The 18,556-nt window shown below is 38.5% G+C and carries 18 protein-coding genes; 4 read left to right on the plus strand and 14 right to left on the minus strand.

Going from position 1 to position 18,556, the window contains the following annotated elements; all coding sequences use genetic code 11:
- Position 1: 1 nt before the first annotated feature.
- The 7 genes from MKY09_RS14415 to MKY09_RS14445 form a co-directional block, all read right to left on the minus strand.
- The gene (locus tag MKY09_RS14415) at positions 2 to 496 is read right to left on the minus strand and encodes a flagellar protein FlgN (protein WP_342566968.1); all 495 of its coding nucleotides are present in this window, start codon (positions 494 to 496) and stop codon (positions 2 to 4) included.
- Between the two features lie 13 nt (positions 497 to 509).
- Entirely contained in the window at positions 510 to 773 is a 264-nt protein-coding gene (gene flgM / locus MKY09_RS14420; protein WP_342566969.1) for a flagellar biosynthesis anti-sigma factor FlgM, read from the minus strand.
- Positions 774 to 949: 176 nt separating this feature from the next.
- Positions 950 to 1,357 (minus strand): TIGR03826 family flagellar region protein, encoded by a 408-nt coding sequence (locus tag MKY09_RS14425; protein ID WP_342566970.1) that lies wholly within the window; start codon positions 1,355 to 1,357, stop codon positions 950 to 952.
- A 46-nt stretch (positions 1,358 to 1,403) separates the two neighbouring features.
- Positions 1,404 to 1,898: a ComF family protein gene (locus tag MKY09_RS14430; RefSeq protein WP_342566971.1), complete on the minus strand. Its 495-nt coding sequence runs from the start codon at positions 1,896 to 1,898 to the stop codon at positions 1,404 to 1,406.
- 110 nt (positions 1,899 to 2,008) lie between these two features.
- Positions 2,009 to 3,049, minus strand: a complete 1,041-nt coding sequence (locus MKY09_RS14435) for a DEAD/DEAH box helicase family protein (protein ID WP_342566972.1) — start codon at positions 3,047 to 3,049, stop codon at positions 2,009 to 2,011.
- Between the two features lie 296 nt (positions 3,050 to 3,345).
- Positions 3,346 to 4,197 (minus strand): DegV family protein, encoded by an 852-nt coding sequence (locus tag MKY09_RS14440; protein WP_342566973.1) that lies wholly within the window; start codon positions 4,195 to 4,197, stop codon positions 3,346 to 3,348.
- Positions 4,198 to 4,304: 107 nt separating this feature from the next.
- Entirely contained in the window at positions 4,305 to 4,886 is a 582-nt protein-coding gene (locus MKY09_RS14445) for a nuclear transport factor 2 family protein (RefSeq protein WP_342566974.1), read from the minus strand.
- Positions 4,887 to 5,020: 134 nt separating this feature from the next.
- On the opposite strand from MKY09_RS14445, the gene MKY09_RS14450 reads away from it, so the two are divergent.
- Positions 5,021 to 5,944 (plus strand): NERD domain-containing protein, encoded by a 924-nt coding sequence (locus tag MKY09_RS14450; protein ID WP_342566975.1) that lies wholly within the window; start codon positions 5,021 to 5,023, stop codon positions 5,942 to 5,944.
- A gap of 382 nt (positions 5,945 to 6,326) precedes the next feature.
- On the opposite strand, the gene MKY09_RS14455 is transcribed toward MKY09_RS14450, so the two are convergent.
- Entirely contained in the window at positions 6,327 to 7,001 is a 675-nt protein-coding gene (locus tag MKY09_RS14455; protein ID WP_169358810.1) for a response regulator transcription factor, read from the minus strand.
- 36 nt (positions 7,002 to 7,037) lie between these two features.
- Positions 7,038 to 8,183, minus strand: coding sequence for a histidine kinase (locus tag MKY09_RS14460; protein WP_342566976.1), 1,146 nt, complete (start codon positions 8,181 to 8,183; stop codon positions 7,038 to 7,040).
- A gap of 139 nt (positions 8,184 to 8,322) precedes the next feature.
- On the opposite strand from MKY09_RS14460, the gene MKY09_RS14465 reads away from it, so the two are divergent.
- From MKY09_RS14465 to MKY09_RS14475, 3 genes are all read left to right on the plus strand, one after another.
- Positions 8,323 to 8,958: a YigZ family protein gene (locus tag MKY09_RS14465; protein WP_342566977.1), complete on the plus strand. Its 636-nt coding sequence runs from the start codon at positions 8,323 to 8,325 to the stop codon at positions 8,956 to 8,958.
- A gap of 32 nt (positions 8,959 to 8,990) precedes the next feature.
- A complete protein-coding gene (locus MKY09_RS14470) occupies positions 8,991 to 10,160 on the plus strand; it encodes a CAP domain-containing protein (protein WP_342566978.1) in 1,170 nt (389 codons plus the stop codon).
- Between the two features lie 85 nt (positions 10,161 to 10,245).
- Positions 10,246 to 10,650 (plus strand): YrvL family regulatory protein, encoded by a 405-nt coding sequence (locus MKY09_RS14475; RefSeq protein WP_342566979.1) that lies wholly within the window; start codon positions 10,246 to 10,248, stop codon positions 10,648 to 10,650.
- 467 nt (positions 10,651 to 11,117) lie between these two features.
- Here the strand turns inward: MKY09_RS14475 and MKY09_RS14480 are convergent, their stop codons facing one another.
- The 5 genes from MKY09_RS14480 to MKY09_RS14500 all read right to left on the minus strand — a co-directional run bounded on the left by MKY09_RS14480 (position 11,118) and on the right by MKY09_RS14500 (position 18,546).
- Positions 11,118 to 12,656 carry a SpoIID/LytB domain-containing protein gene (locus tag MKY09_RS14480; protein WP_342566980.1) on the minus strand — a complete coding sequence of 513 codons (1,539 nt, stop codon included), beginning with the start codon at positions 12,654 to 12,656 and terminating at the stop codon, positions 11,118 to 11,120.
- Positions 12,657 to 13,364, minus strand: coding sequence for an SH3 domain-containing protein (locus MKY09_RS14485; RefSeq protein ID WP_342566981.1), 708 nt, complete (start codon positions 13,362 to 13,364; stop codon positions 12,657 to 12,659).
- Positions 13,365 to 13,523: 159 nt separating this feature from the next.
- Positions 13,524 to 16,058 (minus strand): SH3 domain-containing protein, encoded by a 2,535-nt coding sequence (locus MKY09_RS14490; RefSeq protein ID WP_342566982.1) that lies wholly within the window; start codon positions 16,056 to 16,058, stop codon positions 13,524 to 13,526.
- Positions 16,059 to 16,202: 144 nt separating this feature from the next.
- A complete protein-coding gene (locus MKY09_RS14495) occupies positions 16,203 to 17,246 on the minus strand; it encodes an LCP family protein (protein ID WP_342566983.1) in 1,044 nt (347 codons plus the stop codon).
- Between the two features lie 79 nt (positions 17,247 to 17,325).
- Positions 17,326 to 18,546 (minus strand): glycosyltransferase family 4 protein, encoded by a 1,221-nt coding sequence (locus tag MKY09_RS14500; RefSeq protein ID WP_342566984.1) that lies wholly within the window; start codon positions 18,544 to 18,546, stop codon positions 17,326 to 17,328.
- Between the last annotated feature and the right edge of the window lie 10 nt (positions 18,547 to 18,556).

The following is an 18,556-nucleotide window of genomic DNA, read 5'->3' on the forward strand; positions in this document are numbered from 1 at the left end:
CTTAAGCTTTTGAATCAAAGTGTCCTAAAGTATTCTCTGGACCTCTGGCTTCATTCTTTGAATAATTTATTTTGTCTGGGGTAGGTCTTAATATCTCTAAATTCATATTAACAAACTGTAGAGATTGAAAAATGAGCTTTTGGTTTAAGTCATTTTCTTTTCTTAGACTATCTATAGTGAGAAGAAGCTGGTTGCGTGCAGCTTTTAGCTGCTCCTTTTCTTTCTCTGTGGGGGTGTTTTCTAAGACATGGGCAACAGTTGGGTTGTCGATTGGAGCAATTCCTTTTGCTCGAAGGTAATCCGTTACCCCTAATTGACGCTGTTGCTCTAGCTGAGAAATCCCCGCTACGTGCGCTTGTTCGTCCTTGAGCAGCTTATTAAGACTGTCCATGTCCCCCATCTTGATGGCTTCTGTTTTTTTGTATGCAATGTCTAATAAACTTTTATGAAGCAGATTTAAGTTTGTTAGCGAATGCAGGATATTATCGATGGACATGCTCGAGTCTCCTTTAAATTTGGTAGTATTTTAAAATGTTTGTAGCCAATTGCTTAGCATCAACCTTATAGGTACCTGCTTCAATTTGAGCTTTAATAGCTGCAACACGCTCGGCTTGTTCTACTTCTATCGGTGATTTTATCTGCATACTTTTTGCAGCCGATGAAATTTCTAATTGGTCAGCAGCTTGTTTCATCGATTGTTGAGTTTTTCCTAAATGCATCTGATTACGTTGGTATGGATTGATTTGATTGACACCATGGTTGGTGATTTTCATATACATTCCCCTTTCGTTCATAAACTGTCTATTGTTTATTTCGGTTTATTTTTATGAGTGTTTAGAGTTCTTTTGTAGGAAATGATTGGTATAGGAAATGAGGCTTATTATAAGAGTTAATCATTCATTAACTGGGTAATTTTACTGAAAGATAAAACTCTCACACTAGGTGAGAGTTACTTTTGATCCTTATGATAGACGGATTCTTGGTTATTTACCTTATCCCGAAACTCCCTAGCAGCCTCAAACTGGCGTAAACCTGACTTTAACTCGTCCGTACATTTTCCACAGAGCTTCCCAACCTGAGTCAATTTACCACAGCTGTCACATGGATACCCAAGATTCGGGAACATCGCTGGCTGTAATCTCCCTTTACGAACCCATTTATGTAAAAGAGACTCTTCCACTCCGGTTGCTTCTACAATACGTTCCACTGTAGCAGCTCGATTATCTCGTTTTCTTAAAAATCTATAGACGATTTCGTATTGCTTTTCCTCATTCATTGCGCAAGGATTACATACTTCTCTTAACCCAGTATAGTTAAAAAACTCGCCACATGTTGGGCAATTCTTTAGCTCTCCCATGACCATACCTCCACTATTTCTGCTAGTTATGTATTATATCGGCAGATTAGCCTTTTATTAAAGTGATGGCCTCCACGCTCTTAGCACCCGCGTCCCTCAGTAATTTCGCAGCCTGATGGACGGTAGCGCCAGTAGTGTATATATCATCGAATAAAATATAGTGCGTTGCTTCGACATTGTCGATCAATTCGAATGAATCCTCTGATTCCAAACGTTCCTTTTTCGACTTTTTCCCTTGCTCGCTGGGGGTAGCCTTGATAAGAAGATTCTGGAATGGTATATCTGCATGAATTAGTAGCTCATCCACATGTGGAAAGGTTCTTTCCTTTAATTTCTCTGGGTGCATTGGAATGGGGACTACAATCCCTTGCATAGATAATGCTTTTATTTCCCCCGCAAAAATGTTAGCAAGTGCAACATCCTGAAGAAACTTATATTGGTGAAGATACTCTTTCATCGCTTCATTGTACGTGTAAAGTGATTTGACTTGATCGAGCGCCCCCTCGTACTTCGTTCCAATAAAATCAGAGAAGTCAAGCACAGCTTCTGCTCTTTCAAATTTTTGCCAGCACCGGTCACAGCAAGCACTCTCCATTACATAGAGGAATAGCCTCCTCCAAGTCGCAGGAACCGTAAACTTACTGCCACAAATTAAACAGATGATAGCTCATTCCACCTTTCAATCTCTTCTTTTGCCTCATCCATCGCGTGACTAATTCCATGATGAAAGAATACGATGTCTCCGTCCGGATAGGCGCTAGAACGCCCAACTCTTCCGCTTATTTGAATTAGTGCGCTAGCTGTGAAAATGGCCTGTTCTGCTCCAACTACCGCAACATGAACATTTTCAATCGTGATTCCTCTTTCTAGAATCGTTGTTGTTAATAGACCTGGAACCTTCTTTTCACGGAGCTGCATGACCCGTTCCTTTCGCTCAGGATGCTCGGCGTGTACCCTAGGCAGGTCTCCCGGGAATTGCTCAAGCATTTCAATGGTTGGTAGGAATACGAGAAATGGGATGTTGTTTTGTATTTTATCCTCCATCCATAGCTGCAGCTTTTTTGGTACCTTTCCCTTTTTCAATTGTCTCGTATACCCAAAAAGACTGTCGAATCGTGGTACTGGCAAAGGATACCCGTGATAACGCTTGGAGAGAATGGATTGGTTAGTTGTTTGAAGAGAATCAGTGGGCGTGGCAGTCACATAGTGAATAGCGGCTTCTCGCTTTGCTGCTTTGATGACAGCCTGCTGAAGCGTTTTGTCTGCGTAGTATGGGAAAGCATCCGCCTCATCTACAAAGACAATGTCAAACGCATGCTCGAAGCGATATAGCTGATGGGTTGTTGCTAATACTAATGTGGCAAAGCCTTCCTGGTCTGGCGCTCCTCCATAAAGTGCATGGATAATAGTTTTCGGGAATACCTTTTGAAATCGAGGGAACAGCTCTAAAATGACATCTGTTCTTGGCGCAGCAACACATACGCGTTTACCGGCCTTTAGAGAGGCATAGATCGACGGGAATAGCAGCTCCGTTTTACCTGCTCCACAAACAGCATGCAAGAGGTGAGATTGATTGTTTTGGACACTACATAAAAGTTCCTCACTTGCCTTTTGCTGAAGTGGCGTTAGCTGACCGCTCCAGTTAAAAACGTCCTTTTTCGTTCCATTCGCTGGCTTTTTTGCCCATGTCATTAGCTCAGAACAGCTGCTAACTCGTCCCATGCGGATGCAATGGCGACAATAGGTACAGGTTTTATTACAACGGGAACATGGAAATGAGTAAAATAGGGATGGGTTTGTGTTGTGGCATCGATTGCAGATGTACTTGTTTGATTGGAATATTGAGTGGGATTGTATTGTTTCAATTCCTGGCTTGAGGTGAATGTGACCGCTGCGGATATGGTCGTCAATGACCTCGCGCGGAAATGGTGTATGTGCGCGAAGCCATATTCGTCCAGTGAGAAATTGTTGTAATTGCTCGTTCATCATTACGACTCGACGTGGTACCAGCCTAGCCCCATGGATCCTTCTCCAAGGTGCGTACCGATAACCGGTCCAAAGTAGCTAATCGTAAATTCAACGTTTGGCATAATAGCCTCGAGAAGTATCTTCCATGCATTAGCCTCTTCTTCGTTGTTTGCATGAATGATAGTAGCCTTGATTTTATCGTATTTTTTAGCATCTTCTTCTAGCATGTCTGCAATTCGTTTCATTGCTTTTTTGCGAGTACGAACTTTTTCGAAAGGAACGATAACTTTATTTTCAAAATGAAGAATTGGTTTCACTTGAAGAACTGAACCAATAACACGCTCAAAGCCGTTTAGGCGACCTCCGCGGTGAAGATGATCCAGGTTATCTACCATGAAATATGCACGCATGGATTGCTTCATTTTGTTCAGCTCTTGAAGAATTGCTTCAGGCGTTTCTCCTGCCTGTGCCATTTCAGCAGCACGTATTACGTAGAAGCCTTGTACCATACAGGAAATCTCAGTATCGAATGTGTGGACATCGATTCCCTCTACCATTCCACCTGCTTGCTCTGCTCCAGCTAATGTCCCGCTTATACCACTAGATAGATGTACCGAAATGATGGAGTCATAACCTTTCTCCAAATTTTCGAAGGTGGTTACGAAGTTTCCTAGAGACGGTTGTGAGGTTTTTGGAAGTGCTTTTTCATTTCTGATTTTATCGTAAAATTCGGTTGTATTAATATCTATTTCTTCTCTATAAGTCTCGTTTCCTATCACGACACTAAGAGGAACCATTTGAATATTTAAGCTTGCTCGTATTTCTTCAGGGATATACGCTGTGCTATCCGTTACTACTACCGTTTTCGTCATATAAGAAATCACTCTCCTAACTCTAGTTTACTTAATCTGGATAGGAAAAGAAAGCATAAAAAGACCCCAACCATGATATTTATCATATACGTTGGGGAAGTCGTTCATTATTCAGATGTTTCGCCTATGAAATAGACACTTGTTACCAACCATTTGCCTTCTTCCTTCGCAAAAACAGTCACCTGACGACCATTTCGATCAAGCTTAGCACCTGATCCTGGCTCATGAAGGGCAATATGAAGATTAGAGTAAACCTGCGCTTCTTTATCATTATATTCGATAATCGTCACATCTTCGGCTGTACGTACCGTATCATAATTTTCAAAGGTTTCGATTACCATCTTTTTATCGTCCTCATAGTTGAAGCCCTCTGGTTTTTTAGAGATTACACTCAGGTAACGGTCGATATCCTCTTCGTTAAATGCTTCGATATATTCGTTGAATGCATTTAATACTGCCGTTTTTTCCTTTTCAGGGACATTGGCTGCTTCTTCCACATTTCCGTCAGAAGACATTTCGAAGCCTACGTCTGATTTGTCCTTGACGCCGTGGTCTAGTGCCGATTCTGACTGTGATGGAGCAGTATCGTTCACTGATCCTGCCTCTGAATTTACTTCTTCTTTATCGTTACATGCAGCAAGTACTAGTGTAAGTGCCGCAAGAGTAAGTCCTTGTATTATAAGTCTCATCTGTTTCCCTCCTGCTGTTGGTTATTTTGTCATAGTTAGGACGAAAACTCAACGAATAAGTTTCGATATTCAAAATAATGAAATTTTCAGACGTTTGAAGTAAGATATATGTAGAATGGAGGTGAATAAGTTTATTGTACCCAACACAGAAGAATTTATTAAAAAGATTGTCGTTGGAGCATGAGCGACTTGTGTTCGTGACAGAAGATTTACGACGTAGTGAAGCCGGCGAGCGCGGTGAGGATCGTTTACTCGGGAAGCTCGAGGAATTAAGACTGGAAGGAAACTATCATGTATTTTCCAATGTAGGTTTACTGTTAGACGAATGGAAAATTCAGATTGATTGTTTAATAGTGAGCGACCGCTGCTGTATGGTAATCGAGTCCAAAAACATGAACGGCAATTTGTATTTTAAAGACGAAGAGTTTTATAAAGAAGTAGATGGAATTGAAACTCCCTTCCCCAATCCCTATTTTCAATTAACACGTAATATCCGCTTCATGAAAGAATTTCTACGTAATGTATGCCCCACCATGAAGGTGACCGGCGCCATCATCATGACCGCCAAGTCCAGTCGCATCCGCGAAAAGCCCTCCAACTATCCAATCTTTAAACTAGAAAGCACGATCGAGAGAATCTATCAAATGCATAGCAATGGATTGACCGAGCCAATTGACTCTGCGAAGTTTGAGGAAATTGTTTCTTTGATTGAGCGAAATCTATCTCCATATGTCATGCCTCCATTATGTGAATATTATCGAATTGCTCCGGGAGACTTAGTGCGTGGAGTCGAGTGTCCAAGCTGCGGCACATTTGGCATGCAGCGCCAATATTCTACTTGGAAGTGTGGAAAGTGCGGGGTAACTGATCGAGGTGCTCATAAACTTGCAATATTTGAATACTTCCATTTAATAAATAGGAAGATAACAATCAAAGCTTTTCGTGATTTCTGCAAAATAGATTCTAAATACGCTGCTTCGCGTATGTTAAACAATATGCCTGATCTTCAAGCCTATGATAAAGCAAATAGAAGATATTTTATGCTAAAGGATAAATAGAAGGAGTATTATTTGCAACTGCAGATTTTTCTGCAACACTTCATGCCATTCGCGCAACACTTGATCCATTGGCTCAACACTTACTCTTGTTTCCGCAACACTTCGAGTGTTTTGCGCAACTCTTTTTTTATCAGCAACACTTCATGTCATTTGCGCAATACTTGAACCATTTGGCGCAACACTTACCCTTGTTTCCGCAACACTTACCCTTGTTTTCGCAACACTTCGAGTGTTTTGCGCAACTCTTTTTTTATCTGCAGCACTCCATACCATTTGTGCAACGCTTTATTCTCTCTAAACCCTTCCCCAAAACCAAAAACCCCTCCAACAAAAAAATCTGGAGGGGCATACATATTGGGCACTATATTAATCTATTATAGTATTATCGAACTTCAACCCAACCGTTTTTGATGCCGGTTACTACGGCTTGGGTACGGTCGTTTACGTTCATTTTTTGAAGAATGCTGGATACATGGTTTTTAACTGTTTTTTCGGAGATGAATAGTGTTTCTCCAATTGTACGGTTGCTTTGTCCGTCAGTTAGTAATTGTAGTACTTCGCATTCGCGCTTCGTTAGTAAGTGGAATGGGCGACGGATTTCCGTTTGGTGGAAGTTTCCTTTGTTTTCGCGTTCACTTAGACGACGGAATTCTGATACTAGATTACGAGTTACTTTTGGGTGTAAGTAAGAGCCACCTTTAGCTACTACTTTGATTGCTGAAACGATTGCCACAGCATCCATTTCTTTTAACATATAGCCTAATGCACCAGTTTTCAATGCGTGAGATACGTAAGATTCATCATCATGGATAGAAAGCATGATTACTTTTGCATCTGGGAATTTTTCAATTAGTTCTTCTGTAGCGTCTACGCCATTTTTGGTTGGCATGTTGATGTCCATTAACACTACGTCTGGTAAGTTTTGCTCATATAAACGTAGAACATCGTTGCCGTCGCTACCTTCTGCCACTACTTCAAATGAATCTTCAAAGTCTAGTATTCTCTTTACTCCCTCACGGAAAAGTTGGTGATCATCTATAATGATAATTTTTGTCATTGGTCATTTCCTCCTATTAAAAAACAGCTATAGTTTCTATTCCTCATTTATTGGAATACTAAACAAAATAGTAGTTCCATTTCCCGGGGTTGATAAAATTTTCATCGAACCCTCTAGTAAATCGACTCTCTCTTGCATTCCGATTAAGCCGAATGATTTTTCTTTTACCACTTTTGGATCAAAACCGATTCCATTATCCTTCACGATAATGTTCATCTTATGTTTCACCCATTCTACCTTCACCCATGCCTCTGAAAACTGACCGTGTTTTAGTCCGTTCGTCAGACATTCTTGGATTAAACGGAAAATGGCTACTTCAAATTTAGGCTGAATTCGTATTTCTTCTCCATATGTTTGAAAATGTACTTTCTTTGTGGGATTATATTCTCCCGTAGTGGCGATGTATTTTCGAAGCGTCGGGATTAATCCTAGGTCATCTAGCGCCATTGGGCGTAAGTCATAGATAATGCGACGTACCTCCGAAAGTGCTTCGCGCACAGTACTCTTCAATTCGATAATTTCCTTCATGGCCTCTTCTCCACCACGCTGCTGATACGTAAGATTGATTAAATCCGTTCTTAGTAACACGTTTGCTAGCATTTGGGCAGGACCATCATGGATTTCTCGTGAAAGGCGTTTTCTTTCTTCTTCTTGTGCTTCAATAATTTTCAGTGTAAAATCCTGTTTAATTTTTGCGTTTTCAAGTGCTTCTCCTACTTCCTTTAAATCTGAAGTAAGATAGTTGATGACAATGTTGACTTGATTGACAAGCTGATCTGCACGTTCTATCATTTCTAATAGTCCCTGCAACCTTCGTTCCAGTTCATCTCTACGCTGTCTCAGTTGTTTTTCTTCATTACGTTTGATTAAAAGATTAATTTGAAGCTCATTTGCATTTTCATAAGCGCTACGTACTTGCGGTTCATCGTATGAGTTAAAATTCTTCGAAACCTCTGCTAATCTATTACGAGCAAGTCTCGACTTTGCCTCAAGCGAGTCTCCTTCCAGAATGACAGCCTCAATGCTTCCGCGAATTATTTCTAACTCAACTTTCATTTCCTCGAAGCTTTGACGACTTTGTTCGCTTATAATAAATATATCCTTTTTAGAATGATCCATTACTTCGACCATTCGATCGAAAATAACATCTAACGATTGTAATTCAAGATTCTTGTTCGTCATCTGTTTTTTCTCCTTTAAACATTTAACATGAGTCTTCATTCATTTTTACTGACAAATTCTATTATAGCACTAATTAACTAAAATTAAATTAAAATTAGTTTACAAGTATGTTTCAAAGCATTTAGGAGGGAAATTTATTATGAGAAACAATTATCAAACAATTAAGGGATACGCACAAAGTGAAATTATTATTCAAAAGTCCCGATTTATAACTTATATTCAACGTGCAGAAACAGAAGAAGAAGCACAAGATTTTATTAATAGTATCAAACAAAAGCATAAAGATGCTAATCATAACTGTTCTGCATACATAATTGGCGAGCATGATCACATTCAAAAAGCGAATGACGATGGCGAACCAAGTGGTACTGCTGGGTTTCCGATGCTTGAAGTCCTTAAGAAAAGAGCACTTAAAGATACTGTCGTAGTAGTGACACGGTACTTTGGGGGCATTAAGCTTGGGGGCGGTGGCCTAATTCGGGCTTATAGTAAAGCGACTACGGAAGGCATCGAGGCAGCAGGCGAAGTAGAATGTCAGCTCCATCATTTGATGAAGATTTCTATTGACTATACATGGCTAGGTAAAGTTGAAAACGAAATTAGAAACTCCGTTTATCCTCTAAAAGAGATTGCTTACGCAGATTTAGTGGAAATTTTTGTATACACTAGAGCAGAAGATGAGTTAAAATTTTTAGAGTGGGTGACAGAAATAACAAACGGCCAAGCAATAATCGACAGTGTGGAGAAAGTATTTTTGGAGTTTGATGTCGTTTGATTTATAATTAGGTAGAGGAGTGATGGAAAAAGATGAAAAAATTCTCAATTTTACTTGTGTTACTATTCGGCTTAAGTATTGCTCCTGCAATTACTTTTGCAGCTGATTGTCCAGATAAAGTTACTTGGGATGGCGTTGAGCTGAAAAAAGGACAGATTGGTAGAGTGCTTATCCAACAGCCAACGACGATTTATAAAAACAATAATGGCAACTTTGAACCATTTCGAACAGTAAAGCCTGGAGATAATTATCGAGTCTATGCTAACAAGTCCACATATTACCACCTTGGTGGCGGATTAGTGATTAAGGACGATGCATCTATTATTTATCAAACACCATCTAAATCTAAACTTAGCCAATTAAATTGCACACCTGCTCCGACAACTTCTTTTATGATTGGCGATTCCATTTCAACAGTCACTAATAAGCTCGGTGCTGCGAAGAAAACAGTCGCTAACGAATTTGGAGCAATTACTGGGATTTACCATAACAATTACGACAAGTTTTATGCGATCAGTACTCTTAGTAATAAAATATCTTCTTTATATACAAAGGATAAAAGCTTTCAAGTTAACGGAATTTCCGTATCCAATACAATCAATCAGCTCGAGAACAAATTTGGTAAAAGCTATGAAACAAGTGGTAATACGTACCCAGTAGAGATTATTACTTACTCGACACCAAAATATGAAGCAAACTTCTTCATAGATGTCCATAACGACAACAAAATCTCAGCTATTTACTTAGTAGACTACCAACTAATAAATAATAATCCAAATTTATATCCAAAAAAGTCTACAACATTAGAAACAGGTTACGAGAATCTTTTATTTGATTTAATCAATGCAGAAAGAAAAGCTCATGGTGTTCAAGTTTTACAATCGGCTCCAAAGGCAGCGAATGTAGCGCGCAAGCATAGTGCGGATATGGGCAAGAACGATTATTTCAATCATAATAATCTTAAAGGTGAGTCACCTTTTGACCGTTTAGAAAAAGGAGGCGTACAATTTAGAAATGCCGGAGAAAATATTGCAATGGGATACACGGATCCATACTTTGCCCATGAAGCATTAATGAATTCACTAGGACATCGGAAAAATGTAATAAACTCTGCCTACACTCATGTAGGAGTGGGTGTCTACTTTGTGAAATGGACACATGGCTCGATTCCTTATTACACTCAAAATTTTATAAAACCTTAATACCTAGTAGAGTGTAGACAAAGTCTCGTATTTTGGCTTTGTCTGCACTCTTTTTAAATGACATCACGAATAACGAGGGAATTATATGAAAAAAAATTTAGTAACCGTATTTGGTATATTAATAGTAATTGCTAGTGTTCTTGGCACACTTATAGTCTCCATGGCAGCAGAAATTGGAGTCCTATTGCTAGTTGGCATTGAATATGATCATTGGTCGAATCTAATTTGGTTTATTATTATTTATGGAGTTATTGAGTTCATCATAATTTTGGTAGTTGATGCATTGATTGAAGGTAAGTCGGATAATCATCAGAAGTTCCATAAGTTTTTTAGTTATATGATTGTATCATTTATACTCATTATGACCGTTTCGTTTTACCTAGATTCCATCTACTTGCCGGTAACGGGAGCTGTTATTTTTGCTATCGCCTCAGCTGCAATATATTTATTGTTTAGCTTGTGGGGTAAAAAAGATATAAGCGAAGACTAGTAAAATACTGTTTCCATTGAAGCTATAAACCGGTTGACAGAGACTTCACGACATTTTTAATTGCTTTAACAAAAGCATATTACTCACCCTGTTGTATCAACATCATGTCTTCATAAAAATTTTTAGCATAGAGGTATATGGTAAACTAGTTTAATGTTATAGTTACATCTGAAATAGTAACTTTACTCTATACATCTCTACTCGAAAGCATCCCATTTTAAGGTCCTACTTTCCCTGTGATTGTAGCGGCAGGCGGCGACTCCAACGGGATGAGTGGGACAGATAAGACATCACAACCACGCGCGTTAGCGATGGGTGATGGCTTATCGCTCACCCCGTGGAAAGCGTCCGCCTAAAGCGTAAATCGGCGATTTTGTATTTACCTATATTCCATTATGTGATCAGCAATTATTTATATATAAAAAAGCAAGAACATTGATTCCTCAACGTTCTTGCTTTTTGCTTTATTAATATTTTTCAATCGTTACACCCTGATAGTAATGCTTGAGTATGCGATCGTATGTCCACCCAGCTTCTGCTCGTGCTTTGGCACCATATTGACTCATACCGATACGATGTCCGTAGCCTTTCCCGTTGACTGTCACAGATTGAATACCTGTTTGAACAGTATCAGTGTTCACAGCACCGCTGCTAGTTTGGATGCTTACTGATCCTTCTGGAATCGTTACAATACCATTAGCTGTTTGAACGGAAACACCAGTTAGTGAATCCACAGGAACTGTACCTTTAGCCTGTTGAACAGTAATATCATTTACTCCCCCACCAGTTGGTTTTGTAAATGCAACGTCAAACCAGCTTGACTTCAAGGATTTGTTGCTTGCATCTAAGAAAACATTACGCATTACTGTTTCATTGCCTGTAATAGTTTTCTCTCCTGCCGAGGTTACAGCTGTTACGGCTGTTACTTCACCATTTGCTCCACCTTTTGTCAGCTTAATATCCAATAGCTGATCAGTAGGGCTAAAACCAAACTTCGTCAAAATATTAGATACTGGAATTTGAACAGACCAGTTCTTGTAAGGAGATTGTTCAATCGAATCATCGACTGATACAAACTGTGGTACCTGCGTTGAATCCCATACATCACCAATATTCGCTGTTCTTCCACCACTAGTAGAATAATAGTAAGCCTGTACAAGCTTACCTTTATATTTAACTACTAAATCCTTTGTAGCATCTATTGCTGCATTTGAGTTTTTATGCTCTGATGAATATCCTTTATACATTTGATCCTTAGTCGTGCTACTTAAGATACCTGATTTACTTAGTGTATAGCTACGAGCTGCAATAGTTTGAGCCTTCAGTGCTTCTATATGCCAGGAAGCAAAAGATTCATTTGGAATAACTCCCTTTAAGTAGTTTTCTAAATCCAGTCTATTCACAATTTGTACATTGGATCCAGATTTAACTACATTGAAGCTTCCTCTATATTGCGTGCCGTTTGGTGTCTTTCCAAGTGGCTGCGAGACGACTGATGACAAAGTTGCGTCTTTAGCAGGGACCCAAGAGGATACCCCTTGTTCGTCCGTAATGGAGTACCAAAGCTCTCCATTCCCATTTGTAAACTCCGTTACATATTTTGCCCCTTGGAACGGTTGATAGGATTTTACAACCCCATAATCAGCGGTTGCACCCTTTCTGCCTTCAACAGGAGCTCTAAAAACAACTATTTTTTCATTTCCTGTCACAGCATGTAAGGCATAGCCTTGGGAAGAGTACATAGATGCCCCCATTTGATAAATGGAAACCTCTCCATTCACCTGAGAAAACGTTATAGGTGTATCAGGCATTGCAAAGAACATTTCTTTAGTTGTAAGATTTTCTAATTTATATACACCATTTAAAGTTAAAGAAGTTGTAAAGGTATTGTGTACCTCGACTTGTATTTGCTTCGAATAGGTCTCCTGCTTGTACGCAAGTGCTGTATTGGCTGACGCAAAGCTTAATGAAACAGCCGCTAATACTGCTACAAATTTTTTATTCAATTATCTCACCTCAGTTAACGTACTTAGTACCCAACCTTTGTTTCCTTTTGGGGATTGAACATTGTACCACGTTTCACCTTTTGCATTTTTAAAAGAACTTATGTATTTTAAAGAAGTTCCTTTTGCTACTAGTTCGATAGAAGCATAGCTAGTTGTAGCACCTTTACGGATGTTCACTGCTTCTTTTGCACTAACAGAGCTTGGTGTTACATTACTTGGCTTTGTTGTTGTAACGTCTCCAGAGTTAACCCACCCTTTTACAGTTGAAGATACTTCTACTCGGTACCATAGATTTGAGCCCGTACCGTGCTGATCAATTACATTTAAGGCTTTGTTTGCTGTAAATGTTGCAAGCACCTTATAATTACGTGTAGCTCCGCTATGAGCCTTCACGCTGCTAGCATTTGTATATACTACTGAAGGTAACGTACCAGGAGTAGGTGTGTCAGGTGTTGATGGGATAGGCGGAATTACTGTGCCACCCTCTGAAACTGCTTTTTGCAGTTGCTTAATCATAGCGTCCTGCTCAGCAACTTTCTTTTCTAAAGTTGTTACTTTTGAATTTAATGGATTCAATTGAGATTGCACCCAATCAACCGAAGCTAATAGTAGATTAGAATTTGCCTTTGTAGAGGCTGGTGTATTAATTGCAATTAGAAAGCTTAAGGCTAAAACAACACCAATCGTTGTAAGTATTTTCTTTTTCATTTTTTGTCTTCCTTCCTATCTTTTATTGTTTTATCGCTAGAAATGACTAATGACTAATGACCCAATATTTCGACAAAGAATTTACCCAAAAAAATGGCCGATATGTCCTAGGAATCATTCCTAGGAGTATTATCGGCATTATTTCCTATTACTTAACAATTATTGATTAAAGAAGTCTTGTAATCCTTTACGAATACCGACCGCAGCTTTTTTACGGAAAGCATCTGATGCTAATAATGCTTCTTCAGAAGGATTAGAAAGGAAGGCAAGTTCTACTAAAACCGAAGGAATTTCATTCATACGGTTTACATAGAATGATTGTTGTTTTACTCCTCGATTGTACGTACCAACCTCTTTCACAAGATTTGCTTGAACGCTCTTCGCTAACGTAAAGCTTTTAGGTCCATTAAAGTTTACAGATGTATTATAAAAAGTAGTTGTTCCTCTAGATGTTGAGGTATATGAATCTGCATGTATACTGATAAATGCATCATAATCAGAAGCATTAGCAATATCAGTTCTTTCTTTTAGCTCTAAAAATACATCGGTACTACGTGTCAAGGTTACAATTGCTCCAGCAGCCTCTAGCTCTGCCTTCAAGAATTTAGCAGTGCCAAGGTTGACATCCTTCTCTCGAGTGCCTTTAGGGCCAACTGCCCCTGGATCCTTCGCTCCATGACCTGCATCAATAATTATTTTCTTTCCAGCTAATCCTTTGGCAACAACCTTGATCGTTAACTCTTTATCGTAATCTCTTATTGTATAAGTATAGTTAGGATCAAATGTAACAGTTAATACAGAGGTGCAGCCAGATACTTGATCTACCTTCATACTTTTTACTCCCTTTAATCCGGAAGCAATTGTATTAATACTAGATAGATTGCCGTTAATTTTTAATACATTTGCAGACGGCATTGTATAAGTTATCTTAAAATTAGTAGGTTTAGTCCATACTAAATAATTTTGTCCGTTACGTACTTCAGTTCTTCCATTAATAAGAGAGACTGGTGATGCATCTGATACTAGGGATGCTTGAATCCAACCACGTTTTCCACTTTGTGTTTCTACATTTAACCAGCTGTTTAAAGTACGTAAGATTCTTAAAGGAGAGCTAGCTGTGACAGACTCTACCTTTTTGGATGTGGCACTTGCACTGCTGAATACAGTAGACGCTTTGGTTGCATATTTTGTAGGTATGTTATCACTTACCTCAAAGTCAGGAATCCAGCCTTCGACTGCCCCTGCTTTAATATGTAACCAGTTAGTTCCATCTGTACCATTTATCTTATTTAATACCGTGAATGCTGTATCTTTAGGAAGCCCCTGTAAAACTGCAGAGTTAAACTTACTATCTGCGTATACCAAAGCATTAAATCTTTTAATAGTTCCAGTTTCACCATTGCCTGGAGTAACTACTGGTGGTTCTACTGTACTATCTACTACATTTACTACAGATTCATGAAGCCAAGCTTCACCACTAGTTGTACCAACCTTGTACCATTTTTCATTGTTTGTATCTAATGCATAATGGGTAGAGATAAAAGAATCATTTAATCTAGATTGAGTAACAACATCGTAGGACATATTAGGGCCTGAACGCATATTAGCGACAGAAACAGAAACTACTAGATTTGTATTCTGTTCTATAACTTGTCCACTCTCTGGTGTTTCAGTTGGTGGCACTTCTGGTGAAGTAGAAACACTATCGAATGCTTCCCCAGATATCCAACCTTTTTTGCCTGTTGCATAAGTTACTTGATACCATTTTTCTTTTGCAGCATTTGTAAATTCCTGATGAACTGCTAACTTTGTTCCTACGTTAATAGTTGCAACAACTTTATAGCTTTTAGTTGCACCTGAATGTACCGTAGAAGCTTTTACAACTGTCTTAGAATCACTTGCTGCTTCTTCAAAAGCAGTAGCTTGGATCCAACCTTTTTTACCAGTTGCGTAGGTTACTTGCATCCACTTTTCTTTTGCAGCATTTGTAAACTCTTGATGAACAGTTAATGTAGTGCCAGCTTTGACAGTAGCAACTGTGGCATAGCTTTTAGTTGCCCCTTTATGGACTGTCGATTGATTTACTACCTTCATAGAGGTGCCAGTTTCTCCATTAGTGGCACTAAGTAAAAATAATTCTGAAAGAACCCAGCCTTTTTTCCCTTGATATTCTACGTTAAACCAAACCTCTTTTTGAGCATTTGTAAAACTGCCCAAAATCTTCAAAGAAGTTCCAGCTGGAATCGTAGATAATAGTTTATAAGAAGTAGTTGCTCCACTTCTCATATTAGCTGCAGATTTCCCTATTTTTTGTGAAGAACCGACATAAGAATTTCCATTAACAGTCGAATTCCCTCCTACTGCACTTGAAACCTCTTTTACATAATCACTAATAACCCACCCCGTCATAGAATCGGCTTTAACTTTATACCATAATTCACCGCTAGCATTTGTAAAGCGGTCAATTATAGTAACTAGCTGTCCATTTTGGACTTTTCCAATGCTATTGTAGCTAGTAGTAGCTCCTTTTCTAATATTGACATTGTTATTTGTAATTAAAGCTTTAGTAGATTGTTGAGTAGACGCAATTGCTGTGTTCGAGGCAGCATACGTGTGAACTGTATCACTTGTCAGAAGATTAATGGGCAAAAGGACAGAAGTTGCTAAAACAGATGATGCGATTACTTTTTTCATTTTTTCCTCCCTGAAAACGTGTATTTTCTACATTTTAATGCAGATTTTACTATAAAACAATCCAACAAATGTATTAATAGACATGAAATATACTCGAGGAATAGAAAAAAGAGTAAAATGAGGAGTCCATATGGACTCCTCATTTTACTCTCCAATTGTTAAGTCAGTTACTTTAGTTGATTTTTTTGAATCAGTCTGAGCATTATTACCGAAATCTTTCAAGTTTAGTTTTAGTTGCTCACTAAGTTCCTCTAAACCTTGTTCATCTGGTATGAAATAATAGACGCCTCTACGTGTATCATCTACCCCTTTAAGCTGAAGCTGCTCGATTGGTGATGACTTAATCTTTTGGTATGTCTTAATTAGACCAAGATATTCGGAAGAAGGAATATTAGTTTTTACATTATTTCCTATATCTTCAATCATATCATCTATTTTAGTGATGTTTGATATGCTCGTTCCTCTATCAATTATTTCTTTAATTACTTGCTTTTGTCTATTATTACGACCAATGTCACCTTGCGGATCACTTTTTCTCATACGTACATAAGCAAGAGCTTCATTACCGTTAAGTTCCATAGGGCCTTCCGTATACGTTTTCCACTTTAAGCTACCTGTTAGCTGTGCTTTAAATGTAAATGGCACTTCTACATCAATTCCGCCTACCGTATCAACAATATCTTCAAAGCCTTGGAAGTCTGTCGAAACATAGTAATCTATCGGAATATCTAACATTTCTTCAATTGTATTGATCGTATAGTTAATACCACCATTTGCGTAGGAATGGTTTATCTTATCGTTATACCCTAGGTCAGGAATATAAACTCTTGTATCACGTGGAATACTTACCATGGATATCTTATTTGTCTTAGGATTTACTGTTGCAACTAAAAGCACATCTGAACGGCCGTATTTAGCTTTTTCTTCATTCTCAATACCGGCCAATAAAATAGTAAACGCTGAATCTTCTGCCTTCGCATTGTCGAACTTCTCTATTGCCTCGTTTTGTTCTTCCTTTTCACGATCTAGTGGCTCATAGATTTTGTTAACAGCGTTCTTTGTCTGAAACGACAAATTAGTAGCAAATACGATAACTCCAGACAATAACACCATCGCAACGATCAGTACAGTATATAAAATTTTTCTTCTCGTCTTGTTTTTTCTCTTGTTTTGACGTGAAGTAGTCATAATAATTCCCTACTTTACTTTTAAATTTTATCTTACCAATTATACATAATTTAAAGGATGGTGTATATCGTAAAGAATATTACTTTTGAGTAATATTTTGTAACAAGTCATTTACAATTGTAGTCCAGCTATATTCGTCCTCTGCCAATCGTCTACCGTTTTCTTCCATAGCTTTTCTATCATTTACCTTCATTTCTACAAATTCAAACATTTTTTCAGACATTGAGTCAACATTTTCTGGTTGAGCTACTAATCCTATATTATTTTCAGTAATAATTTTTGCACTTTCCCCTTTACCACAATATAGTACTGGTACTCCAGATGCTGCTGCAGGGAAAATTTTCGATGGACGTGCGCCCTCAAATAATTGTATGTCACGAAGTGGAACTATACTTACATCTGTTACTGAAAATAATTTTGGCATTTCCTTCAAAGGAAGATGTCCTAAAAATGTAGTGTTTTGTAAACCAAGCTCATCCTTCAGCTTATGAAGCTTTTCTTCTTCCGGTCCTGCTCCCGCAATAAGAAAATGAGCATGTGGAACAGTTTCCTGCATTTTTTTCGCTGCATACAAAATAAACTCAAGCCCTTGAGCGTATCCAAGGTTTCCTCCGTAGGCAAAAACAAACTTACCCTGTAGGCCAAACTTTTCTACATACTCTTCATTTTTTTCCTGAGGATAGAAGAATTTTGTATTAACTCCATTAGGTAATACAAAAACTTTTTCCTCTGGCTGAGAGTGGTTAATGATGTAAGACTTAATACCATCCGTGGCAGTTGCGATTTTCCAAGAATGCTTATAAAGAAAGGATTCCAGAATTTCTGCAAGCTTAATAAACATTTTATTTTTCACAAGTCCAAGCTTTACAGCCGACTCTGGCCAAACATCCGCTACGTTAAAAACGAATTTGGCTCCTTTTAGTTTTGCCCCAATTAACCCAGTCAATCCTAAGAAGATCGGAGGAGAATTGACAATAATAACGTCCACTTCCCCAGTTTTCATTAACCCAAAGAACGAACTAAAGGTAAATGAAAAATAGGAAACAAGGCGTTTCCAAAACGAGCCTTTTTTAGATGGATAAATCCAAGTTCGGTGAACCGGGATGTCATCCCATTTTTCAAACTCATATTTTTTCCCTTTATATTCATCTGGAATAATTCCATGTGGATGATGAGGAAACGCGGTAACTACCTGAATATCATGTCCTTGAGCAAGTAATTCCTTACTAACTTCATACACACGAATTTGAGGTGCACCTGTTTCAGGTGGAAAATGTTGACATAAATATACAATACGCATCGCAATCACC

It is taken from the genome of Psychrobacillus sp. FSL K6-4046, assembly GCF_038624605.1.
GTDB lineage: Bacteria > Bacillota > Bacilli > Bacillales_A > Planococcaceae > Psychrobacillus.